The sequence below is a fragment of the Priestia koreensis genome (genome assembly GCF_001274935.1).
In the GTDB taxonomy this organism is placed as follows: domain Bacteria; phylum Bacillota; class Bacilli; order Bacillales; family Bacillaceae_H; genus Bacillus_AG; species Bacillus_AG koreensis.
This window is the reverse complement of sequence record NZ_LILC01000037.1, coordinates 82,461-106,929: the sequence shown is the minus strand read 5'-3', so window position 1 is coordinate 106,929 and position 24,469 is coordinate 82,461. Positions and strand designations below refer to the sequence as shown.

General features: G+C 40.9%; 24 protein-coding genes. 23 read left to right on the top strand and 1 reads right to left on the bottom strand.

Annotated elements, in window-relative coordinates:
- Window positions 1–24: 24 nt before the first annotated feature.
- The 9 genes from AMD01_RS24555 (at window position 25) to AMD01_RS22015 (ending at window position 9,071) form a co-directional block, all read left to right on the top strand.
- The gene (locus tag AMD01_RS24555; RefSeq protein ID WP_053403608.1) at window positions 25–219 is read left to right on the top strand and encodes a hypothetical protein; all 195 of its coding nucleotides are present in this window, start codon (window positions 25–27) and stop codon (window positions 217–219) included.
- Window positions 145–1,243, top strand: a protein-coding gene (gene prfB, locus AMD01_RS22050) for a peptide chain release factor 2 (protein WP_245639003.1) whose coding sequence is annotated in 2 segments (ribosomal slippage) — window positions 145–207 and window positions 209–1,243 — 1,098 coding nt in all. Because the reading frame shifts where the segments join, the coding sequence is not laid out codon by codon here. The genes AMD01_RS24555 and prfB overlap by 75 nt, the downstream gene beginning before the upstream one ends.
- A 171-nt stretch (window positions 1,244–1,414) precedes the next feature.
- On the top strand, window positions 1,415–2,242 hold the full coding sequence (locus AMD01_RS22045) for a YitT family protein (RefSeq protein WP_053403831.1): 828 nt from the start codon (window positions 1,415–1,417) through the stop codon (window positions 2,240–2,242).
- 50 nt (window positions 2,243–2,292) lie between these two features.
- Window positions 2,293–2,601 (top strand): cytochrome c551, encoded by a 309-nt coding sequence (gene cccB, locus AMD01_RS22040; protein ID WP_053403606.1) that lies wholly within the window; start codon window positions 2,293–2,295, stop codon window positions 2,599–2,601.
- Window positions 2,602–2,921: 320 nt separating this feature from the next.
- On the top strand, window positions 2,922–3,608 hold the full coding sequence (gene ftsE, locus AMD01_RS22035) for a cell division ATP-binding protein FtsE (protein WP_053403605.1): 687 nt from the start codon (window positions 2,922–2,924) through the stop codon (window positions 3,606–3,608).
- Window positions 3,598–4,497, top strand: coding sequence for a permease-like cell division protein FtsX (ftsX, locus tag AMD01_RS22030; RefSeq protein ID WP_053403604.1), 900 nt, complete (start codon window positions 3,598–3,600; stop codon window positions 4,495–4,497). The genes ftsE and ftsX overlap by 11 nt, the downstream gene beginning before the upstream one ends.
- A gap of 133 nt (window positions 4,498–4,630) precedes the next feature.
- Entirely contained in the window at window positions 4,631–5,968 is a 1,338-nt protein-coding gene (locus AMD01_RS24995; RefSeq protein ID WP_053403603.1) for a murein hydrolase activator EnvC family protein, read from the top strand.
- 152 nt (window positions 5,969–6,120) lie between these two features.
- Window positions 6,121–7,587 (top strand): S41 family peptidase, encoded by a 1,467-nt coding sequence (locus tag AMD01_RS22020; RefSeq protein WP_053403602.1) that lies wholly within the window; start codon window positions 6,121–6,123, stop codon window positions 7,585–7,587.
- A gap of 296 nt (window positions 7,588–7,883) precedes the next feature.
- Complete coding sequence (locus tag AMD01_RS22015) at window positions 7,884–9,071, top strand: PDZ domain-containing protein (RefSeq protein ID WP_053403601.1); 1,188 nt, start codon at window positions 7,884–7,886, stop codon at window positions 9,069–9,071.
- A 150-nt stretch (window positions 9,072–9,221) separates the two neighbouring features.
- On the opposite strand, the gene AMD01_RS22010 is transcribed toward AMD01_RS22015, so the two are convergent.
- The gene (locus AMD01_RS22010) at window positions 9,222–9,533 is read right to left on the bottom strand and encodes a winged helix-turn-helix transcriptional regulator (RefSeq protein WP_053403600.1); all 312 of its coding nucleotides are present in this window, start codon (window positions 9,531–9,533) and stop codon (window positions 9,222–9,224) included.
- A 295-nt stretch (window positions 9,534–9,828) separates the two neighbouring features.
- Here AMD01_RS22010 and AMD01_RS22005 point away from each other — a divergent pair, with 295 nt between their 5' ends.
- The 14 genes from AMD01_RS22005 to AMD01_RS21940 all read left to right on the top strand — a co-directional run bounded on the left by AMD01_RS22005 (window position 9,829) and on the right by AMD01_RS21940 (window position 24,304).
- Entirely contained in the window at window positions 9,829–10,680 is an 852-nt protein-coding gene (locus AMD01_RS22005; protein ID WP_053403599.1) for a GRP family sugar transporter, read from the top strand.
- Between the two features lie 59 nt (window positions 10,681–10,739).
- Window positions 10,740–11,525 carry a glucose 1-dehydrogenase gene (gdh, locus tag AMD01_RS22000; RefSeq protein ID WP_053403598.1) on the top strand — a complete coding sequence of 262 codons (786 nt, stop codon included), beginning with the start codon at window positions 10,740–10,742 and terminating at the stop codon, window positions 11,523–11,525.
- 191 nt (window positions 11,526–11,716) lie between these two features.
- Window positions 11,717–13,306, top strand: a complete 1,590-nt coding sequence (locus AMD01_RS21995; RefSeq protein ID WP_053403597.1) for a DNA-binding protein — start codon at window positions 11,717–11,719, stop codon at window positions 13,304–13,306.
- 77 nt (window positions 13,307–13,383) lie between these two features.
- Window positions 13,384–13,617, top strand: coding sequence for a DUF2198 family protein (locus tag AMD01_RS21990; RefSeq protein ID WP_053403596.1), 234 nt, complete (start codon window positions 13,384–13,386; stop codon window positions 13,615–13,617).
- A 201-nt stretch (window positions 13,618–13,818) separates the two neighbouring features.
- A complete protein-coding gene (gene uvrB / locus AMD01_RS21985) occupies window positions 13,819–15,807 on the top strand; it encodes an excinuclease ABC subunit UvrB (RefSeq protein WP_053403595.1) in 1,989 nt (662 codons plus the stop codon).
- A 7-nt stretch (window positions 15,808–15,814) separates the two neighbouring features.
- Complete coding sequence (gene uvrA / locus AMD01_RS21980) at window positions 15,815–18,688, top strand: excinuclease ABC subunit UvrA (protein WP_053403594.1); 2,874 nt, start codon at window positions 15,815–15,817, stop codon at window positions 18,686–18,688.
- Between the two features lie 213 nt (window positions 18,689–18,901).
- On the top strand, window positions 18,902–19,210 hold the full coding sequence (locus AMD01_RS21975) for a magnetosome magnetite crystal formation protein family (RefSeq protein ID WP_053403593.1): 309 nt from the start codon (window positions 18,902–18,904) through the stop codon (window positions 19,208–19,210).
- Between the two features lie 42 nt (window positions 19,211–19,252).
- Window positions 19,253–20,350 (top strand): DUF4097 family beta strand repeat-containing protein, encoded by a 1,098-nt coding sequence (locus AMD01_RS21970; RefSeq protein WP_053403592.1) that lies wholly within the window; start codon window positions 19,253–19,255, stop codon window positions 20,348–20,350.
- A 5-nt stretch (window positions 20,351–20,355) separates the two neighbouring features.
- On the top strand, window positions 20,356–20,547 hold the full coding sequence (locus AMD01_RS21965; protein WP_053403591.1) for a PspC domain-containing protein: 192 nt from the start codon (window positions 20,356–20,358) through the stop codon (window positions 20,545–20,547).
- 1 nt (window position 20,548) lies between these two features.
- Entirely contained in the window at window positions 20,549–20,920 is a 372-nt protein-coding gene (locus AMD01_RS21960; protein ID WP_053403590.1) for a phage holin family protein, read from the top strand.
- Between the two features lie 208 nt (window positions 20,921–21,128).
- On the top strand, window positions 21,129–22,073 hold the full coding sequence (gene hprK, locus AMD01_RS21955) for an HPr(Ser) kinase/phosphatase (protein ID WP_053403589.1): 945 nt from the start codon (window positions 21,129–21,131) through the stop codon (window positions 22,071–22,073).
- Window positions 22,074–22,153: 80 nt separating this feature from the next.
- Window positions 22,154–22,966, top strand: a complete 813-nt coding sequence (gene lgt, locus AMD01_RS21950; RefSeq protein ID WP_053403588.1) for a prolipoprotein diacylglyceryl transferase — start codon at window positions 22,154–22,156, stop codon at window positions 22,964–22,966.
- 148 nt (window positions 22,967–23,114) lie between these two features.
- Window positions 23,115–23,762 carry a pyrophosphatase PpaX gene (gene ppaX / locus AMD01_RS21945; RefSeq protein WP_053403587.1) on the top strand — a complete coding sequence of 216 codons (648 nt, stop codon included), beginning with the start codon at window positions 23,115–23,117 and terminating at the stop codon, window positions 23,760–23,762.
- Window positions 23,759–24,304: an acyltransferase gene (locus AMD01_RS21940; RefSeq protein WP_053403586.1), complete on the top strand. Its 546-nt coding sequence runs from the start codon at window positions 23,759–23,761 to the stop codon at window positions 24,302–24,304. Before ppaX ends, AMD01_RS21940 begins: the two co-directional genes overlap by 4 nt.
- Window positions 24,305–24,469: the final 165 nt, after the last annotated feature.

The window sequence follows — 24,469 nt, the reverse complement described above, 5'->3', positions numbered from 1 at the left end:
TGAATCCTTTTTAGGATGAAATAAATGAAAGCACTGGTGAAATCGCCCCTTCATGGATATCCTGTAGATATGGAGATTCTGAGTGGGCGATTTCGTGCGGTTGCTTTCAGACAAACAATGAAAATAATAACAGAGGTGTCGAATATGGATTTAGTAGAAATTAGACAAGAGCTTGAGAAAACAGCTAAGAGATTAGCGGACTTTAGGGGGTCTCTTTGACCTCGATAACAAGAAAGCCCGTATTACAGAACTAGATGAGCGCATGTCTGATCCAGAATTCTGGAACGATCAGCAGGCAGCACAAGTGGTTATTAATGAAGCGAATGCGTTAAAAGAGCAGGTTAATGAGTTTACAAACTTAAGTGACTCACATGAAAACCTTCAAGTATCTTACGAGCTTGTGAAAGAAGAGTATGATGAAGAGCTTGCGGCAGAGCTTGAAACAGAAATTAAAGAGCTTTCTGCTGGGGTAAATGACTTTGAGCTTCAGCTTTTACTAAGTGCACCTCATGATAAAAACAATGCCATCCTAGAGCTTCACCCAGGTGCTGGTGGAACGGAGTCACAGGACTGGGGTTCAATGCTTCTTCGTATGTATACGAGATGGGCAGAGAAAAAAGGCTTTAAAGTGGAAACGATGGATTACCTACCTGGTGATGAGGCTGGAATTAAGAGCGTTACGCTTCTTATTAAAGGTCACAATGCGTACGGCTACTTAAAAGCTGAAAAAGGCGTACACCGTCTTGTGCGTATTTCACCGTTTGATTCATCAGGGCGCCGTCATACGTCCTTCGTTTCATGTGAAGTAATGCCAGAGCTAAACGATGACATCGAAATCGATATTCGTACAGAAGATCTTAAAATTGATACGTACCGTGCGAGCGGCGCCGGTGGTCAGCATATCAATACAACCGATTCAGCGGTTCGTATTACGCATGTACCGACCAATACGGTTGTAACGTGTCAATCAGAACGTTCACAGATTAAAAACCGTGAGCAAGCAATGAAAATGTTAAAAGCGAAGCTCTATCAATTAGAAATTGAAAAGCAACAAAATGAGCTTGCAGAAATCCGCGGTGAGCAAAAAGAAATCGGTTGGGGAAGCCAAATTCGTTCATACGTATTCCACCCATATTCTTTAGTAAAAGACCACCGTACAAACACAGAGATCGGGAACGTAAACAGCGTAATGGACGGAGAGCTTGATCCGTTTATTGATGCTTACCTACGTTCACAGCTATAAGAGCAAAACGGGACGTGTAGATCGACCCGTTTTGTAGAAGCCCATGCATCGTTACGATGCGTGGGCTTCGTTACTTTTTAGGGTTCTTTCTTACGCTACAGAATTAATGAAGTAATTGGATGGAGGAGCACGTACGTGAAGAAAAAGGGAGAAAGGCTTTACTCAACAAGAATGGAGCAACTGTTTGAGATTTTGTACATACTGGTCGGGTCAGCGCTTGTTGCGATCGCATTTAATCTGTTTTTACTGCCTAACCGAGTAGCATCTGGTGGAGTAAGTGGGATTAGTACGATTATAGACGCCACGTTAGGGTGGGAGCCTGCTTATGTGCAGTGGGCATTAAATATTCCGCTGTTTATTGCGGGGGTTATCTTTTTAGGAAGACAGTTTGGAGCTAAAACGTTAATTGGAACGATGTTTTTACCGTTTGTTGTATATGTCACAAAGCACATGGAGCCTGCCACACATGATCCGCTGCTAGGAGCGTTATTTGGCGGAGTAGGAGTAGGACTTGGTCTTGGAATTGTGTTTCGAGGAAAAGCGTCAACGGGTGGAACGGATCTTGCCGCTCAAATCATTCACAAATTCACAGGGCTTTCTCTTGGACTGTGCGTAGCGCTGATTGACGGTGTCATCGTCTTAACGGCGGCGATTGTTTTTGACCTGGAGCGTGGGCTGTATGCGTTGATTGGTCTTTATGTAACAAGTAAAACGATCGATCTCGTTCAAGTTGGGGTAAGACGTTCTAAAATGGCGCTCATCATTACCCAAAAGGAAGAAGATGTGCGAAAAGCAGTGCTGAATGAAATTGATCGCGGCGTCACGAGATTATCGGCAATGGGTGGCTATACCGATACCGAGCGTCCTGTATTAATGGTGGTCATTGATCAAACAGAATTCACAAAATTGAAACAAATGATCAAAGCAATTGATCCAACAGCCTTTGTCATTATTACAGATGCCTCTGATGTATTGGGAGAGGGTTTCAAACAGGCGTAACTAGGATATAATGAGAGAATAATTTTCCAATCATCAAGGGAGGAGAACCGATGAAAAAAAGAATAGCGGTATTGTTTTTAGGAACGTCGCTTGCGCTAGCAGCATGTGGCGGCGGAAGTGATGATAAAGGCGGCGAGTCGACGCAGAGCGCTGAGACGATTGCCAAACAAAATTGTTCAACGTGTCACGGTGGTAATTTAGAAGGTGCAGGCGGACCGAGTCTTCAAAAAATCGGCAGCAAGTACTCAAAGGATGAAATTCGTGACATTATTGCAAACGGAAAAGGAGCCATGCCTCAAAACGTGATTGAAGGCGAAGATGCTGATAAAGTAGCAGAATGGCTATCAAAGAAAAAATAAAATGGCAAGGGGAACAGACCCCTTGTCTTTTTTTGTCGAAAAGTTAACAGTAAAGAAATCAAATTACTTGGTAAAATGACGTCAAAATACCTAGGTGAAACTGTTAAAAAAACCTATAAATTCATACTTTTGGTATACTTGAAATGAAATTGTAATATTTTTGGGGCTTATCATGTAATTTTTAGATGTTATAATGAGGGGGCATGTCGAAGGGGGAGCCCCGACAACAGGAGTTTTCGACATTTTAAAGGTGAAGAACATTGAGTTTACGAGAGTAAGAGAGGTAAGAAAAATAAAAACCGTTAGTTAAGGTGATAAATATGATTGAAATGAAGGATGTACATAAGACGTACCCAAATGGTGTAAAAGCAATTAATGGGATCGACGTTAAAATTCATCAAGGTGAGTTTGCTTACATAGTAGGACCAAGTGGTGCCGGTAAGTCAACGTTCATCAAAATGATGTACCGTGAAGAAAAGCCGAGTACAGGCACGATCAATGTAAATGGCGTGAACGTGGCAAAGCTAAAAAGTAGTCGCGTACCGATTTTCCGTCGTAATATTGGCGTTGTCTTTCAGGATTTTAAATTGCTACCAAAGCTTACTGTTTATGAAAATGTAGCGTTCGCTTTAGAAGCAATTGAAGAGCATCCTGAAAAAATTAAAGCACGTGTGTTAGAAGTGCTTGATCTTGTTGGACTGAAACATAAAATTCGTTCACTTCCAGATGAGTTGTCAGGTGGGGAGCAGCAGCGTGTGTCGATCGCTCGTTCAATCGTCAATAAACCAAAAGTGGTTATTGCTGATGAGCCGACAGGAAACCTAGACCCAGAAACATCATGGGAGATTATGGACATTTTTGATCGAATTAATAAAACGGGAACAACGATTTTAATGGCTACACATAACCGTGAAATTGTAAATACAATTCGTAAACGCGTCATTGCTGTAGAGAATGGAAAGATTGTTCGCGATGAAGTAAGAGGTGATTACGGTTATGAAAGCTAGGACATTAGGGCGCCATTTTCGTGAAGGTGGAAAAAGCTTAGGTCGTAACAGCTGGATGACCTTTGCATCTGCAAGTGCTGTAACGGTAACGTTACTCCTTGTAGGGATTTTTCTTGTTTTACTACTAAATTTAAATAACTTTGCTTCTTCTATTGAAGACGATGTTGAAATGAAGCTCTACATCGATCCATCTACGTCACAGGCTGACATTCAGGCAATGCAAAGTAAGATTAAAGAAAATCGATATGTCGAAAGCGTAACATTTTCTTCAAAAGCAGAAGAATTAAAAAAGCTTATTAAGAGCTTTGGGGACGATGGAAGTGCGTTTAAGCTGTTCGAACAGGATAATCCACTTAGCGATGTTTACATCGTGAAGACAAAAGAACCAAAGTACGTTGAAAAGACCGCGACTCAAATGAACGAGCTGCCGCACATCACAAAGGTCCAATACGGACAAGAAGAAGTGAAAAAATTGTTTAAGGTATTGAAGGTGGCACGTAATATCGGTGCTGCTTTAATCATTGCGCTTGTATTAATGGCGATGTTTTTAATTTCAAATACGATTAAAATTACCATCTTTGCTCGAAAAGATGAAATTGAGATTATGAGATTAGTAGGAGCCACAAACTCGTTCATTCGCTGGCCGCTGTTTTTAGAAGGGCTGTTCATCGGATTAATTGGTTCGGTCATCCCAATCATTCTTATATCCGTGTCGTACAGCTTCTTATATGACAGCATCAAGCCGAAGGTCATTCAATCCCTTCCGTTTGTTCAGCTATTACCAACCTTCCCGTTTGTTCTGCAAGTATCAGCTGTGCTAGCTGTAATCGGTGCATGTATCGGGGTTTGGGGAAGCTTAATTTCAGTTCGTAAATTCTTGTACAAATAAGTAACATAATGCTAGATTGACCGAACGTCATTCGTTCGGCTTACATATGAAGACCACAAATTCCTAGATGTTTTACGTCTAGGAATTTGTATGACTAAGTCATCAAGAAACGGAAATTGGGGGAGAAGAAGACATGAAAAGTCGAAAACTAGCTGTTACAACAGCTGTTGCGATTGGTTTAAGTGGCGTATTCACCTTTTCTGGTACAAACGCGTATGCAGCCGGTCAGGATTTACAAAACAAAATCAATGATGTTCAAGGAAAGCGATCAAATCTTCAAAAAGACCTTAAAACACACCAAGACCAAATTAAGAGCCTTCAAAATCAACAAAGCAAGCTTGATAAAGAAATTGAGAGACTTGATAAATCAGTCGAAGAAACAAGTGATAAAGTTCGTGCGAAACGAGTAGAGCTAAAGGAAACACAAGACAAAATTAATCAATTAAAAAAAGAAGTTAAAATTTTAACAGAGCGAATCAACAAGCGAACAGAGCTGTTAAAAGATCGTGCGCGCTCCTTTCAGCAAAACGGGGGAAGCATGGATTACTTGGGCGTTCTATTAGGCGCACAAAGCTTTTCAGATTTTATTAGCCGTATGAATGCGGTTGGAACAATCGTTCAAGCGGACAAAGATCTTTTAGAGCAGCATGAAAAAGATAAGAAGGACCGTGAGCAAAAGGAAGCTGAAGTTCAAAAGGAGCTAGAAGAGGTTCAAGCAACGCTAACAGACCTTGATCATCTTCGCAAAAAGCTTCAAAGTGAAATGGATGAGAAAAACAAACTGATGTCTTCACTAAAAGTAAGTGAAGTTCATGAGCATACCGAAACGCTCTCCCTTCAAGACCAAGACAAGCTTCTAGCTGATCAGGAAACGGCATACAAAAATCAGCTTGCGGCATGGGAGAAAAAAGAAGCAGAGCGTAAGCGTGAGGAAGCGAAAAAGCAAGCAGCAGCCGAATTAGCGAAAAAAGAAGCTCTAAAGCAGCATAAAGCAGCAGCGCGTACGCCTCAAGCGGTAGAAAAAGTTGAGGAAGCACCAGCACCGGCAGCACCAACGCCAGCGACATCAGCAGGGAACTTTACAAGTCCAGCAGCAGGTCCTGTCACATCAGAATTTGGTGGACGCTGGGGAACGCACCATGACGGCGTAGATATTGGGAAGCGTGCAAGTGAAGTACCAATTCTAGCAGCGGCAGATGGCCAGGTTGTTCGTGCGTATCATTCTAGCTCTTACGGCAACTGCGTCTTTATTGTTCACTCTATTAATGGAAAAATGTATACAACCGTTTATGCACATATGGAAAAATATTTAGTCTCTGTTGGACAATCTGTATCAAAAGGACAGCAGATCGGATATATGGGAAGCACCGGACATTCAACGGGTCCTCATTTACACTTTGAGCTTCACGAAGGACCGTGGAATATGAGCAAATCAAATGCGGTAGACCCACGACGTTACATTAACTTTTAATCATCTATAAAAAAAGCCGACTGGGAATTTTTCCTAAAAAGTCGGCTTTTTTCTATAATATTTATACAACGTTCTTCTTTTTATTACATACTTTTGCTAGAATCTACTATAATAAAAAGAGATGAGTCAGCCTTGAGGAGGATTGAGCATAATTGAATAAAAAAGTCGTGGCCTTATTAATGGCACTTTCTCTTGCCGTTGGTGCAGGCGGTACATACGCAGGCATGGAAATTGCGGACAAGAATGAACAAGCTACGGTACCTGCGATGAGCAGTAAAGTAGTAAGCTCAGATTCGGATGAAAAGAGCACAAGCACAAACGAAAGCAAAGAGTTTGCAAAGATTAAGCAAGTGTACGACATGATTTCAAATCAATACTACAAAGACGTTGATGAAGACAAGTTATTAAACGGAGCCATTCAAGGAATGGTTGACACGTTAGATGATCCTTATTCCGTTTACATGGATAAAAAGACGTCTCAGCAGTTCACACAGTCACTTGATTCCTCATTTGAAGGAATTGGTGCAGAGGTAAGTATGACGGATGGAAAAGTAACAATTGTTGCTCCATTTAAAGGATCTCCTGCTGAAAAAGCAGGCTTGAAGCCAAATGACAAAATTTTAAGCATTGATGGGAAAACAACAGAAGGACTTGATCTTTCTCAAGCCGTATTAAAGATTCGTGGTAAAAAGGGATCTACGGTTGCGCTTGAAATTCAGCGCGCAGGTGCAAAAGATCCTCTTAAAATCGATGTAATCCGTGATGAAATTCCAATTGAAACCGTTCATGGTTCTGTTAAGAAGGACAATGATAAGCAAATTGGTTATCTAGAAATTACGTCATTCTCAGAAGATACGGCGAAAGAATTTACGACACAGCTTAACAAATTAGAGAAAAAAGGTATCGATGGGTTAGTTATTGATGTTCGTGGTAATCCAGGTGGATACTTACAAAGCGTAGAAGATATTTTAAAACAGCTTGTAACGGGCAAAAAGCCATACGTTCAAATTCAAGAGCGTGACGGTGATAAGCAACGCTTCTTCTCTGAGTTGAAAAAACAGAAGGACTATCCAATTGCGACACTAATCGACCGTGGCAGTGCGTCCGCTTCTGAAATTCTAGCAGGTGCACTAAAAGAAGCAGGTGGCTATCCGCTTGTAGGTGAAAAATCATTCGGAAAAGGTACGGTTCAGCAGGCTGTTCCGATGAAGGATGGAAGCAGCTTAAAGCTTACGTTCTTCAAATGGTTAACACCGGACGGGAACTGGATTCATAAAAAAGGAATTCAGCCAACGGTAAAAGTAAATCAGCCTGACTATTATTATGCCACACCAATTCAAATTGAAAAGCCATTAAAAGTGGACACAACAAGCGCACAGGTGAAAAGTGCACAGCAAATGCTGAAAGGGCTTGGCTACGATCCGAAGCGTTCGGACGGTTATTTCAGTAAAGATACCGAAAGTGCCGTGAAATCATTCCAGCAGAAGAATAAGCTGAGTGTGACAGGCGAAATTGATACAAAAACAGCAGAATCAATTGAAACAAAGCTTCTTGAGCAAATTCGCTCTGAAAAATCCGATAAACAGCTTCAAGCAGCACTAGACCTTGTTGCGAAGTAAGTCGATAAAAAAGCTCTCAAACCAAGTCGTTTGGGAGCTTTTTATATGCGCTCATTTTCACGTGAAACATTTTGGGAGGATGGTTTGTTTACTTCTGAAAAGGGAAAGAGTGCAGGGGAGTGGCACAGAGATTTCAAAAATAGGATAAATCAAGCTCTTATGTTCATTGTGTATTTTTGATAGAATAGGATTACGTGTAACTTTCATTTGTGAAGGTGGAAACAGAAAGCGTACATACATCAAAGATCCATACGTTTTACCCGTTTTGATATAGAGATAGTAGGTGGTGACTAAGGGTGGAGATTGTTTTAGAATTACTCAAAGGCTTCGGTCGATTATTTATGCATCCGTTAACGTACTTTTTTATCTTGGTTGCATTCTTTATTGGCTTGTCCCGAGTAAAAAGAGAGAGAAAGAATTTTCATGTACGTGTATTTGACTTTGTTTTAGAGCTAAAGCATTTATTTGTCCCAGGAGTTGTAATTGGCCTTATTTTATCCGTGGCCTCTGTATTACTTGGTACATATTTATCCATCGGAACGATTGTGCTAATGGCGATTTTTACAGTGCTATTGAGTGGCCCTTGGACGTTTAGATGGTTATCTCCTGTTTACATTGTAGGATTAACGATGATTGTATCCCTACTTATTCCGGAGCATACAGGTCTAACAGGTGTACTTGGAAAGTGGGCGAATGAGGCCCGTCAAGCCGATTTGCCATCGTTAATGGTTTTATTAGCTCTGTTAATGCTCGCAGAAGGCTACTTAATTTGGCAATGGGGCAACAGGGGGACATCGCCTGCCATTGTCACGAGCAAACGCGGACAAGATGTGGGAGCTCATTTTTCACAAAAGCTTTGGGTAGTCCCATTATTTGTCCTTATTCCAGGTAGCGGATTACAAGAACTTTTTTCATGGTGGCCAGTCTTAGACGTCCATCATCAATCGTTTAGCTTTTTCTTTGTTCCGTTTAGCATTGGATTCTTCCAGCGTGTCCAAGGGATGCTTCCCGTTCATTCTATTTCCATGACTGGGAAAAGAGTGTTTTTTGTCGGGATCTTCATTGCACTAGCATCGATTGCGGTATTTTTCTATCCCGCTGCATCTGTTTTCATCGCAGGGTTTGCGATTCTAGTGCGCGAATTTATCACTATTCGTCAGCGTCTGCGCGATGACAGCTCGTCCTTTTTCTTTTCTAAACGTGAGCGTGGTTTAGTCGTATTATCGACGATTCCGAAATCACCGGCAGAAAAAATGGGGCTTGGTGTGGGGGAAGTGATTATGAAGGTGAATGGGATCGCCATTTCAAACGTGCAAGAATTTTACGAGGCGCTTCAAACAAATCGGGCTTATTGTAAGTTAGAAGTCGCAGACGTACACGGTGAGGTGCGTTTTGCTCAGCGTGCTCTGTATGACGGAGAGCATCACGAATTAGGCATTTTGTTTGTGCAAGATTATAAAAAACGTAAGCCAGCGGTCGTATAAGGAAACGCAAAAAGCGATGGGGAATTATCTCCATCGCTTTTTATGTGATGCAAAATAGAATGACTTTCTTCTATTATATATAAATAACCATTTCTTCCATGAAAAAAGCGTGCCTCATAGGGGCACGCTTTTTTTCTAGCAAATGAAACTTTACAGCCACTCATTTGCCCATTGGCTTACAGGACCAAGAATACTTCCAAGCTCAGTACCTTTTTTCGTTAATATATATTCAATACGGACAGGGCGTTCAGGAATAACATGTCGAATGACAATACCCTCATCTTCTAGCTCCTTCATCCTTTCTGTAAGCATGCGTTTACTCAAGGATGGAATGCTTGTATGAATTTCGCTGAAACGTTTGGGACCACTCATTAGTACATAAATAATTAAACCATTCCATCTTTTACCGATAATGTCGAAAGTTTTTTGCACTTTTGGACATAATTTTTGGAAATCATTCAATTTAATAGCACCTTCTTATTAGTATAGATGGTTACAATTAATAACCTATATATTCTTTATTATAGAGTAACATTTTTGTTATGAAAAGGCTATCTTTTTTTCTTTTTGAAATATTCTTTACATTGAAAGCGTTCCATTGTAAAGATTGAAAAATAAATTCACAAAATCGACAAACTTCTGTTGACGAATTGACATATTAGGTTTAAGATTGGTTACGTTAAGTTACCTAGTGACGTGAAAAGTTACCTAGGATAAAAAACATACTAATCATTTTAGAAAGAAGGTTCGAATTAGGATGGATATACTTTTGGCCATTCTTCCTGCTATCTTCTGGGGAAGCATCGTCTTATTTAATGTTAAATTAGGCGGTGGCGCATATAGCCAGCTTTTAGGGACTACATTAGGAGCCTTGATCTTTTCGATCGTTATCTATTTCGTAGTCGACCCTGTCTTAACGCCTAAGATCTTTATTGTAGGTATTGTATCTGGCTTATTCTGGGCAGTAGGACAAGGAAACCAGTTAAAAACGATTGAGTATATTGGTGTTTCAAAAACAATGCCAATCTCAACGGGTATGCAATTAGTATCAACAGCACTTTTCGGTGTTATTGTTTTTCATGAGTGGTCTACAACAACCACTGTTATATTAGGAGTTTGTGCTCTTATCTTTATCGTTATCGGTATCGTATTAACTTCACTTGAAAGTGAAAAGAACCCTGAAAAATCAGGTGAGTTCAAAAAAGGTATTCTTACGTTAATCGTTTCTACAATCGGGTATTTAGTATACGTAGTAATTGCTCGTTTATTTGATGTAGATGGTTGGTCAGCTCTACTTCCACAAGCAATTGGAATGTTAATTGGTGGACTGATTCTTAGTGCGAAGCACAAACCATTCAACAAATATGCAATTCGCAACATCATCCCAGGTTTAATTTGGGCAGCAGGTAATATGTTCTTATTTATTTCTCAACCAAAAGTAGGGGTAGCAACAAGCTTCTCACTATCTCAAATGGGGATTGTTATCTCAACACTTGGCGGTATTTTCTTACTTGGTGAAAAGAAATCAAAACGCCAAATGGTATCTATTACAATCGGGATTATTTTAATCATTCTAGGTGGCGTATTCTTAGGAATGGCCAAAGGATAAATTTCCATTGCCTAGCTCATAATAAAAATATGATTGATTACAACAGGAGGTAATTTGTTATGTATACAGATTTAAAAGGTAAAGTAGTCGTAATTACAGGTGGTTCAACAGGTCTTGGACGTGCAATGGCAGTTCGTTTTGGTAAAGAAGAAGCAAAAGTAGTTATTAACTACTACAATAACGAAGAAGAAGCACAAGATGCTAAAAAAGAAGTTGAACAAGCTGGTGGAGAAGCAATCATCGTACAAGGTGACGTTACAAAAGAAGCAGACGTTATAAATCTTGTTCAAACAGCAATCAAAGAATTCGGTCAACTAGACGTTATGATCAATAACGCTGGTGTTGAAAACCCAGTTCCTTCTCATGAATTACAATTAGACAACTGGAACAAAGTAATCGACACAAACTTAACAGGTGCTTTCCTAGGTAGCCGTGAGGCACTTAAATACTTCGTAGAAAACGACGTAAAAGGTAACATCATCAACATGTCTAGTGTTCATGAAATGATTCCTTGGCCATTATTTGTTCACTATGCAGCAAGTAAAGGTGGAATCAAGTTAATGACTGAAACATTAGCTCTTGAATATGCGCCAAAAGGTATCCGCGTTAACAACATCGGACCTGGTGCAATGAATACACCAATCAATGCAGAGAAATTTGCTGATCCTGTACAACGCGCTGACGTTGAAAGCATGATCCCAATGGGTTACATCGGTAAACCAGAAGAGGTAGCAGCTGTAGCAGCATGGTTAGCATCTTCTGAAGCAAGCTATGTAACTGGTATTACATTATTCGCTGATGGCGGTATGACTAAATATCCTTCTTTCCAAGCAGGAAGAGGCTGAGCCGTTACGCTTCAAAGACCTTTAGCTATTTGGCTAAAGGTCTTTTTTTGTTGCCTGAAATAGGTATAAATTCTCATTTATTGAGAAATATTCATAATTTACATTAAATTAAATAAACTTTCAAATTTAGCTGTTATAATCCTCTTGTAAAAGGAAATCCTTTTTCACAAATTTGAGAGGAGCATGTCAGCATGCAAAGAAAATATGGACGTTTAGGGTACGCAGCTTTAACGGTGTTAACGGCTTTATCAGTTTCATTTCCTTCTTCATCTCAACCAGCTTTAGCAGAAAGCGCAACAGATCCGGCACCGTCGATCAGTGCCAAAGTGGTCAACGCTAATAACGGCAAGAAAGTTTTATTTGATAACACACATGGCCAAACAGCAGGAACGGCCGACTGGGTAATTGACGGCGGTTTTTCAGACTTTGGAAACGGTCTAGCGAACAATGGATTTGATGTGAAAGAGCTTCGTAAAACGACGCCGATTACCTATAGTGATTTAAGTGCTTATAGCGTATTCGTTATTCCAGAGGCGAATATTCCATATAAAGCTTCTGAGCAGGCAGCACTTCTTCAATATGTTCAAAACGGTGGAAGCATCTTTTTTATCGCTGATCATTACAATGCGGATCGTAATAAAAACCGCTGGGATTCTTCCGAAGTTTTTAATGGCTACCGACGAGGAGCATGGACAAACCCTGCGAAAGGTATGAGCACGGAGGAAGCATCTTCTGCTGCAATGCAAGGCGTGACAAGTTCAGATTGGTTAGGAACAAACTTTGGCGTTCGTTTCCGTTACAATGCGCTAGGGGATATTACGGCAAATGATATCGTAGCACCTTCACAATCATTTGGCATTACGCAAGGTGTTTCAACAGCTGCTATGCATGCCGGATCAACGCTTGCGATTATGGATCCAACAAAAGCAAAAGGAATTGTCTATTTACCACAAACGACAACTAAATGGGGAAATGCGGTTGATCAAGGCGTTTATAATGGTGGTGGACGAGCTGAAGGACCATTTGCAGCCGTTTCAAAAGTGGGAGCAGGAAAAGCCGCGTTCATTGGAGATTCTTCTCCTGTAGAGGATGCAACACCAAAATACAAGCGTGAGGATACAGGATCAACAAAAACAACGTATGATGGATTCAAAGAACAGAACGATGCGACACTTCTTGTGAACATGGTGACTTGGTTATCGAAACAAGAAAGCTATACAGCACTAAATCAAGTATCAGGCCTACAATTAGATCCAAAAACATCACTTTTATCATTTGAAGACCCAAGTCAATCCACAGAACCACAGGTAGAGCCGTGGTCAGCACCAACAGCAGGCTACAAATGGTACGATACGTCTACTTTTGCTTCTGGTTCTTACGGATACAAGGGCGGAGGAACAACACAGCCTCCGGCTACAGCAGGCTATTCGTTTGATCATCAAGCCGTTTTACCAACGACAGGAACGTTCCAAATTCGTGTGAAAGTTACAGGTATGGCAGCTAATACGACGTATAGCACGCTGAATTTAGGTATCTATAATGGATCAGGAAGCCAAATTGCAAAAGTTCAGAACGCAGACGGCAGCTGGCCATCTGCATATGGTTATAGCAGTAACTTCTCCGTTACAACAGATGCTTCTGGAAACGGCCAAAAGGTTGTCAATGTTCAATTGAATTCAAGTTCAACTGGCAGTGCTAATATTCGATTGCGCGAAGGCAGTACAAATAAATATACGGAAGCTGTAACCGTTGGAAACGTAGCGGTAGAACCTCTTCCATAAAAATCGCTTAAACAAGCAAGTGCGTTCTTCGCACTTGCTTGTTTTGTGTTAAAATAAGGAAAAAGGGATGGGGACCTATGCTGATCAAGTTAATTGTAGCGCTGATAGTACCGTGGTTTCTGGTCATTCTTTTTGCCAGAGTAACCTATAATTTGTACGTATCCACCGCTTTGACAGCGATGTTAATTGTTATTTCTATTTATAAAGGGTACGCTAATTATCCGCTTATCGTAGCCATTGATACGCTGTCACTGCTCCTTGGCGTTCTCCAAGCTCGGAACATGATTCAACGAATGCAAAAGAGCGTGTAAGAATAGGTGTTAATCTTTTAAGAAAAAAGGGAAAGCTGAACAGATAGGGATCTATTTGTTCGGCTTTTTGTTTGGAAAAGTTGAGGAAAAAGGAAAATTGCAGGGAAAAAAGTTATACGAATATAAGTTCGTATTTTTGGTTTTTTTAAGAAGCAATGTGGTACAATGAAAATATATTTTGGTTGGATTGGAGGCTTTTGAGTGAACGATTCGCTTGAATTTGAACTAGTGTCAGCTTATTCACCTCAAGGTGATCAGCCGAAAGCAATTCAAAAGATTGTTGAAGGAATTCAACAAGGAAAAAAACATCAAGTATTGCTAGGTGCAACGGGAACGGGGAAAACGTTCACCGTATCAAACGTCATTAAAGAAATTAACAAACCAACGCTAGTGATTGCTCATAACAAAACGCTAGCTGGTCAATTATATAGTGAGTTTAAGGAATTTTTCCCAAACAATGCGGTGGAGTATTTTGTCAGCTACTATGACTATTACCAGCCCGAGGCTTACGTGCCTCAAACAGATACATTTATTGAAAAGGACGCAAGCATCAACGATGAAATTGATAAGCTTCGTCACTCTGCAACGTCCTCATTATTTGAACGCAACGACGTCATTATTATCGCCAGCGTTTCCTGTATTTACGGTTTAGGTTCGCCAGAAGAATATAATGAGTTGGTTGTGTCTCTTCGCGTTGGCATGGAACGAGAGCGAAATCAGCTTCTTCGCCAGCTTGTTGATGTTCAGTATGAGCGAAACGATATCGATTTTAAACGCGGAACGTTTCGTGTTCGAGGAGACGTAGTCGAAATTTTCCCAGCTTCACGCGATGAACGCTGCATTCGAGTGGAGTTTTTCGGTGATGAAATTGATCGTATTAGTGAAGTGGATTCACTAACAGGAGAAATCCTTGGTGAACGTGAACACGTCGCAATCTTCCCAGCATCTCACTTCGTTACCCGCGAAGAAAAGATGAAGGTAGCAATTGATAATATTGAAAAAGAGCTTGAAGAACGATTGGCGTACCTGCGTGAAAATAACAAGCTTTTAGAAGCACAGCGTTTAGAGCAACGTACAAGGTATGATCTTGAAATGATGAGAGAAATGGGCTTTTGTTCAGGAATTGAGAACTACTCCAGACATCTCACGCTTCGCCCGCCAGGCTCCACTCCATATACGCTTCTTGATTATTTTCCAGAGGATTTCTTACTGGTAATTGACGAGTCACATGTAACGCTTCCGCAAGTACGTGGAATGTACAACGGTGACCAAGCACGTAAAGGGGTATTAATTGACCATGGCTTCCGTCTTCCATCTGCGCTAGATAACAGACCGCTCATGTTCGATGAATTTGAAAAGCATGTGAAGCAGGCAGTTTATGTATCCGCAACGCCAGGACCTTATGAAAGTGAAAAGGCACCGGAAGTCATTGAGCAAATCATTCGTCCTACGGGATTACTAGATCCAACGATCGACGTGCGTCCGATTAAAGGTCAGATTGACGACCTTATTGGAGAAATACATGAGCGTATCAAAAAAGATGAACGAACGCTTATTACGACGCTAACGAAAAAAATGTCTGAGGATTTAACGACCTATTTAAAGGAAATCGGGATCAAGGTTCAATACCTTCATTCTGAAGTGAAAACGCTCGACCGGATTGAGACCATTCGAGAACTTCGCCTAGGCAAATATGATGTTCTGGTCGGTATTAACCTACTTCGTGAAGGATTAGATATTCCGGAAGTTTCGCTTGTTGCGATTTTAGATGCCGATAAGGAAGGGTTTTTACGTTCAGAACGCTCGCTCATTCAGACGATTGGCCGTGCTGCCCGTAACTCAAACGGTCACGTTATTATGTATGCTGACAAGGTTACGAATTCCATGGAAATTGCTCTTCGAGAAACGAAGCGTCGCCGTGAAATTCAAATTGCGTACAACGAAGAGCATGGCATTACGCCACAAACGATTAAAAAGGCTGTTCGTGCTTCCATTCGCGCTACACAAGTCGCAGAAGAGGAAGAAACATACGAAGCTGCGTTACCAGAAGTATCGAAAATGAGCAAAAAAGAACGTGAAAAGCTCATTGCAAGTATGGAAGCAGAGATGAAAGAAGCAGCGAAAGCATTGAACTTTGAACGTGCGGCAGAACTGCGCGATTTACTTTTAGAGCTAAAAGCGGAAGGATGACATAGATATGGCAAAGGATAAGCTAATCGTCAAAGGTGCGAGGGCTCATAATCTAAAAAATATTGATGTCGATATTCCTCGTGACAAACTCGTCGTTATGACGGGTTTATCAGGATCAGGAAAATCATCTCTTGCCTTTGATACGATTTATGCAGAGGGACAGCGACGATATGTAGAGTCGCTGTCTGCTTATGCAAGACAATTTTTAGGACAAATGGATAAGCCAGATGTTGATACGATTGAAGGGCTATCGCCCGCAATTTCAATTGATCAAAAGACAACGAGTCGTAACCCTCGTTCGACGGTTGGAACGGTAACGGAGATTTACGATTATTTACGTCTTTTATTTGCTCGTGTCGGTCATCCGGTCTGTCCGAATCATGGGATCGAAATTACGTCCCAAACGATTGAGCAAATGGTTGACCGAATTTTAGAATATCCGGAACGAACGAAAATTCAAGTGCTAGCACCGATGATATCTGGCCGAAAAGGTACCCATGTAAAAGTATTTGAAGATATTAAAAAGCAAGGATACGTTCGTCTTCGTGTAGACGGAGAGATGCGTGAAGTGTCTGAGGATATTGAACTTGAGAAGAACAAAAAACACTCAATCGAGGTCGTGGTGGACCGAATCGTTGTAAAAGAAGGCGTTGAGGCACGATTATCTGATTCATTAGAATCAGCTCTTCGCTTAGGAGACGGCCGTGTAACGATTGATGTTAATGGGGAAGAAGAGCTGTTATTTAGCGAGCATCACGCATGTCCGATTTGTGGGTTCTCCATTGGAGAGCTAGAGCCGCGCATGTTCTCCTTTAACAGTCCATTTGGTGCATGTCCAAGCTGTGACGGTCTCGGCTCAAAGCTAGAGGTAGATGAAGAGCTGATTATTCCTGATTACGATTTAACTCTGAAACAAGATGCGATTGCACCATGGGCGCCAACAAGCTCACAGTACTATCCGCAGCTGTTAGAGGCAGTTTGTCATCATTATGGCATTGATATGAATACGCCAGTACGAGATTTGCCAAAGCATCAGCTAGACAAAATTTTATATGGAAGTGACCGCGAAAAAATCTACTTCCGCTATGAAAATGACTTTGGACAAGTACGCGAAAATCATATTCAATTTGAAGGCGTTGTGCGCAACGTGGAGCGTCGTTACAAGGAAACGAGCTCTGACTTCATTCGTGAGCAAATGGAAAAATACATGGCACAGCAGCCGTGTCCGAAATGTAAAGGACATCGTCTAAAAGAGGAAACGCTAGCAGTTAAGATCGATGACAAGCATATTGGCGAAGTAACGACTTTTTCTGTGAAGGAAGCATTTGATTTCTTTGAAGGTCTTTCTCTTTCTGAAAAGGAAATGCAAATTGCGAAACTCATCCTTCGTGAAATTAGCGAACGTCTAGGGTTCTTAAATAACGTAGGGTTGGATTATTTAACGATGAACCGCTCAGCTGGAACGCTTTCAGGTGGAGAGGCACAGCGTATCCGTCTTGCAACTCAGATTGGCTCTCGCTTAACAGGTGTTTTATATATTCTTGATGAACCTTCAATCGGTCTGCATCAGCGTGATAACGACCGCTTAATTTCAACGCTTCAAAATATGCGTGACATCGGGAATACGCTCATCGTCGTTGAGCATGATGAGGATACGATGATGGCGGCGGATTACCTGATTGATGTTGGCCCTGGAGCTGGTGTTCACGGCGGGACGATCGTGTCACAAGGAACGCCAAAAGAAGTAATGGAAGATGAGAATTCACTAACGGGACAATATTTATCTGGCCGAAAGTTCATTCCGCTTCCGACTGAGCGTCGCAAGGTTGATAAAGGACGTATGATTGAGATCGTAGGAGCAAAAGAGAACAACTTGAAGAACGTAAAAGTGAAGCTTCCGCTCGGGACATTTAATGCGGTAACTGGTGTGTCTGGATCAGGAAAAAGTACGTTGATCAATGAAATTCTTCATAAATCATTGGCGCAAAAACTTCATAAAGCGAAAAGTAAGCCTGGAGCGCATAAGGAAATTAAGGGAATTGAGCAGTTGGATAAGGTTATTGACATCGATCAGTCGCCAATTGGTCGTACCCCGCGTTCAAATCCAGCAACATATACAGGCGTATTTGATGACATTCGTGACGTATTCGCACAGACAAACGAGGCACGTGTACGTGGTTATAAAAAAGGTCGCTTCAGCTTTAACGTAAAAGGTGGTCGCTGTGAGGCTTGCCGCGGAGATGGAATCATCAAGATTGAAATGCATTTCTTACCTGATGTATACGTGCCGTGTGAAGTTTGTCATGGCAAACGCTACAACCGTGAAACGCTAGAAGTAAAATATAAAGATAAAAGCATTTCAGACGTGTTAGATATGACGGTAGAAGATGCGCTTCATTTCTTCGAGAACATCCCGAAAATTAAGCGCAAGCTTCAAACAATTTTAGATGTAGGTCTTGGCTATATTACGCTTGGACAGCCTGCGACGACACTTTCTGGAGGGGAAGCACAGCGTGTGAAGCTTGCTTCTGAGCTTCATCGACGCTCAACAGGCCGCACGCTTTACATTCTAGATGAGCCGACAACAGGTCTGCATGTTGATGATATTGCGCGTCTATTGAAGGTTTTACAACGCCTAGTGGACAATGGAGATACAGTTCTTGTTATTGAACATAATCTCGATGTCATCAAAGCAGCAGATTATCTGATCGACTTAGGCCCTGAAGGCGGAGATAAAGGTGGCGAGATTGTCGCAACCGGAACACCTGAAGAGGTAGCTGAAGTGAAAGAATCATATACTGGTCATTACTTAAAGCCGATTTTAGAGCGTGAACGTGAGCGTATGAAAAAGAGGCTTGAGGAAATGGAAGCAGTGAAATAAGCCAAAAACGAGCAGAAGAGGTTCTTCTGCTCGTTTTTTTATTTATTGAGTGACATACGAAGAAAGGTTGCGATGAGAGAAAAGCGGGAAAACAATTCGTGTTTAAAGTACAACTAACATGTTCTGATTTCACGCGGAATAGAGTTAAAAAGGATCAATAATTTTGAAACTTCTTCGCTGATTAATCGTATAACCTATAAAGGAGTTGATAAAGTGGAGGTTCGCAAAATTCTTTCCGCTTTGTGTTATTTTAGTATCTTTTTTGCACCATTTTTATTGCCGGTTGTGGTGTATTTTATCACCAACGAATACGAGGTAAAAAGGGATGCGAAAGCTGCATTGCTTTCTCACGTATTCCCGGTTGTACTTATTCCTGTATTTACCCTTCTCTATTTTTATAGCATAGATTCAGATTCAACTGCTTTTTATGGTTTCCTTCTATTAGTCGTAATTTCTGCCATTATTATCTTTATTGTGATTGTCTGGAACATTGTAAAGGGTATTAAAGCACTGCTGAATTAAAAATGACTTGGTTCATATAAATGTGAAAAAGGAGAGAGAAGCATGGACAAAAAGAAGCAAATTTTACAAATGGTTGAGGATGGAAAGCTATCGGTTGATGAAGCACTCGTTCTGTTGAATTCATTAGAAAATGAAAGTTCAACCGGTCAGCAAGTATCAAGCAGCAAAGATGTGTCCACCGTTGTCTTAGATAAGGAACCAAAGGCTTTCTATAAGGAAAAAGTAGTTACTCCGCCGTTAAAGGAGAAGCTGATGGGATTTGTTAATCAAACGTTGAAAAAGGTAAAGGATGTCGATCTTGATTTCAACTTTGGTCCTTCAGTTGACGTTCAGCATATTTTTCAGCACGCAGAAGCGTACCTGTCAGAGCTCGATATTGACGTAGCGAACGGGAGCGTAACGCTTATCCCGTGGCAAAGCCAAGACGTGCGAATTGAGTGTGAGGCAAAGGTTTATAAGGCGACAAGTCAGGATGAGGCACGCAAAATGTTTTTACAGGACGTGGTCTTTTCGATCGAAAACGGCAAGCTGCGATTTACGATTCAAAAGAAGCAAATGAAAGTGGCAGCCAAAATTTATGTTCCGGAATTTACCTATGACCGGATTAAAGTCCGCATGTTTAATGGACCAATTGAAGGGGCAAAACTTATGGTAAAGGATTTAAAAGCAAAAACAGCGAACGGCGGCGTGGCGTTCTCAGAGCTCAGAGGAGAATCTGTTGAACTTGAAACGGCCAACGGACATATTTTGCTGAAGGATTCTTACATGTTAAAATGCGAAGCTGAAACAATTAACGGCTCCATTGACATTGCAGGAGATTATGAGCGTACGGATATTCAAACGTTTAATGGAAGCATCAAATATTATCTTAGCGGAGATCGAGGGAAAAAAGCCTATTTTAAATCAACCACTGGATCGATCGATGTTGTCATTCCAGATTCGCTTGATCTAGAAGGAACGCTTCGATCTAACTTAGGAAACTTTAACTGCCTAGTTGAAAACCTTGAGATCTTAGATGAAAAAAGTGAGACTGTTCAAAAATCGCTTCAATTTAAAACGCACTTAGGAAGTTCTTCTCCAATGAAAATTGTGGCAGAATCAAAAACAGGCTCTATTACGTTAAAGCCAAGTAAGGGGTGAGAGTATTGAGGAAGTTATATCGTTCACAAACAGATCGAAAGCTAGCCGGCGTGCTAGGAGGAATTGCTGAATACACAGGAATTGATTCGTCACTTCTTCGTATTTTGTTCGTACTCGGCATTTTATTTAGCGTTGGATCTCTTCCATTAATTTATTTAGTTTGGATATTTGTTGTACCAAATGAAGAGGTGAAGTAACATGTTTGTACGTTGGATTACAAGCATTTTGGTGAATGCAGTTGTACTGATCGTCATTGCCGGTTATTTTGATGAATCGTTTCATCTTTCAGGTATAGGTGCTGCGATTATCGCGAGTATCATTTTGTCTTTCTTAAACCTAATCGTAAAACCAATTTTGGTGCTTTTGACGTTACCCGTTACCGTTTTAACACTTGGTTTATTTTTATTTGTAATCAACGCGATTACGCTGATGATTACGCAAGGAATTATGGGAAGCTCATTTGACATTGACGGATTCGGCATGGGCTTACTAGCCGCCGTTATTATGTCGATTTTAACGACGCTTATTTATAAATTTGTTATTGATCCGCTTCAAGAGAAAAGAAAGTAAGCAAAACATTCAGCTTAGGAGAGCTGAATGTTTTTTTGTGCTTCTCTCACAAATAATGCTAAAATAAAATGGTACTTTTACACAAAGAGGATGAACAGAAATGGCACTCCTTTTAAAAGTATGAACTCTGTTCGAAAAATTGACTAAACATCCATCCGCAACAGAGGGTTAAATAGAAGGAAGCTTACATCATAAAGGAGGTTTTCGAATGGCGAAAGTTCGTACGAAAGATATTATTGAAAAATTCAATCTTAAATTAATTAGTGGGGAAGAGGGGATTGATCGCCCGATTCCAACGAGTGACATTTCTCGTCCGGGCCTTGAAATTGCTGGGTATTTTGCTTACTATCCTGCTGAGCGTGTGCAGCTTTTGGGGAAAACGGAGCTGACATTCTTTGAACGATTAGATGATGAGCAAAAAGTGATCCGAATGGAAAAGCTTTGTACAGATATCACACCAGCAATTATTGTATCTCGAGATTTAGAAGTGCCGAAAGAATTAATTGAAGCATCTGAACGTGAATCAGTACCGGTTTTGCAATCAACGATGAAAACAACTCGTTTATCGAGTCATGTAACAAACTTTCTAGAAACAAAGTTAGCCCCAACTACAGCTGTTCATGGCGTATTAGTTGATGTGTACGGAGTGGGTGTATTAATCACGGGGAAAAGCGGCGTCGGAAAAAGTGAAACCGCTCTAGAACTTGTGAAGCGAGGTCATCGTCTTGTAGCGGATGATTGTGTAGAGATTCGCCAAGAGGACACGGACACATTAGTCGGAAATGCGCCTGGATTAATTGAGCATTTGCTTGAAATTCGCGGACTAGGAATCATTAATGTGATGACGCTATTTGGTGCAGGGTCCGTTCGTAGCTACAAACGTATCTCTCTTATTATTGATCTTGAACTATGGGATCAAAATAAACAGTACGATCGTTTAGGATTAGATGAAGAAAAAATGAAAATTATTGATACAGAAGTAACGAAGCTAACGGTACCTGTACGACCAGGACGAAATTTAGCCGTTATTATTGAAGTAGCATCTATGAATTTCCGTCTAAAACGCATGGGAATTAATGCTGCGGAGCAATTTTCTGATCGTTTGACAACAGTAATCGATGATGTTGACCACGTCGATCATGATGAACGATAAAGAAGTGTTCTTATATAAAAGGTGATGAATTGTATAAATCAATTCATCACCACACATGATGATAAAAGGAGGCGATTTACTTGGAATCAACGATTCAACCGCTCGATCGTGCGTTCCTTCACCTAGGTCCAATCACCGTTTACTGGTATGGAGTCATTATTGGTGTGGGTGTATTGCTTGGACTTTTTATTGCCATGCGTGAAAGTCAAAAGCGTGGGCTGCCAAAAGAAATGTTTATCGATTTAATTTTATTTGCTGTGCCAATTGCTATTATTTGTGCTCGTATTTACTATGTCTCGTTTAAGTGGAACTATTACTCTCAGCATCTAAATGAAATCCCGAAAATATGGCAGGGTGGAATTGCTATTCACGGAGGCTTAATTGGTGCGGTCATTACAGCAATTGTGTTCTCCCGTATTCGCAACGTATCATTTTGGCGTTTAGCTGATATCGCAGCGCCGAGTATTATTTTAGGACAAGGGATTGGTCGCTGGGGGAACTTCATGAACCAAGAAGCGTTTGGTAATCCTGTTTCACGTGCATTTCTTGAAAACCTCCATTTACCTGACTTTATCATTAATCAGATGTACATTAACGGCATGTATCGCCATCCGACGTTTTTATATGAGTCGCTGTGGGATTTAGCTGGATTTGTGATTTTAATTCTGCTTCGCCGTGCGCCTTTAAGAAGAGGAGAGCTTTTCTTATCGTACCTGATTTGGTACTCCATCGGGCGTTATTTTGTAGAAGGGATGCGTACGGATAGCTTAATGCTTCCCGATTCCTTGCGTATCGCTCAAGTTGTGTCGCTCATCTTAATTGCTGTGGCTATTATCTTAATCATCGTTCGCCGGGTGACGGGAATGAGTAAGAAAAAATACACGGAAGAATAGTGTGAAAAAAGAGGCAATAATAAAAGAGAGGATGCTCAGTAGACACGATATTTCGACGCACCTATTTGATGAACTAGCATCCTTTTTTCCTTTACTTGTGAAGGGAACTACATATGAAAAAAGCTGATAGATAGAAAGGAACATAAGCATGAGTGTAAATACCATTCTTTTTGATTTAGACGGAACGTTAATTGATACAAATGAATTAATTATTTCATCCTTTTTACACACGTTAAATCATTACTATCCAGGTGAGTATGATCGTGAAGCCGTGCTTCCTTTTATGGGGCCTACTCTTCATGAATCGTTTTCAGGACTAAATCCAGAACGAACGGAAGAGATGATTGAAACGTATCGTGAGTACAATCACGCAAATCATGACCGCTTAGTAACAGAATTTGAAGGCGTACTAGAAACGGTTCAATGGTTAAAAGATAACGGATATAAAATGGGGATCGTGACGACAAAAATTCGTCGTACGGTTATGATGGGGCTGAAGCTCACAAAGCTTGATGCATTTTTTGATGTCATTGTCGCAATTGATGATGTCGAGCATGCGAAACCACATCCCGAGCCGGTTGAAAAAGCCATGAAATTGTTAGATGCAAAGCCAGAAGAAACGATAATGGTAGGAGACAACTACCATGATATTCTAGCAGGAAAAAATGCTGGTACGCAGACGGCTGGCGTTGCTTGGAGTGCGAAGGGAAGAGAGCACATTGCCTCATTCGAGCCGACCTATTTATTTGATGATATGCGGGACTTGATTGAAATTTTAGGAGCAGACAAGAAGTGAGAAACACGACCCGCTATCCTGTGGAAGGTCCTAACTCACTGTGGCACGTCTATAAAACCGTGCCGTTTTGGAAGGTTGTTAAAAACTTTGTGGTCATTCAGCTTGCCCGCTACACGCCCTTTCTAGGGATGAAAAACTGGCTATACCGTACCTTTTTACGAATGGATGTGGGCGAGCAAACATCCTTTGCGCTTATGGTGATGCTGGATGTGATGTTTCCAGAAAAAATTAGCGTTGGGCGTAACACGGTGATTGGCTACAACACGACCATTCTTGCTCATGAGTATTTGGTCAGGGAGTATCGTCTTGGTGACGTTGAAATCGGAGATGAGGTAATGATCGGAGCAAACTCGACCATTTTACCAGGGGTGAAAATTGGCAGTGGAGCAATTGTTTCGGCTGGAACATTGGTTCACAAAGATGTGCCAGAGGGATGCTTTGTAGGAGGTAATCCGATGCGTTTAATTTACACAAAAGAAGAGTTAGAAGCCCATATGAATCAGCAGGATGCGGATGTGAAACCACAGCTTAGAAAATACTAAGCTGTGGTTTTTTTTCTATTGTAGAACGGGAAATAGATATCTGAAAAATCACTTCTTTTTGGTTGACGATCAATCGGAAGGGGTGTAAACTACAAATAACTTTAATTTGTTATTTCGATAATACGTTACCAAGCTAAAGTATTATCTATCATAAACTCGGAGATT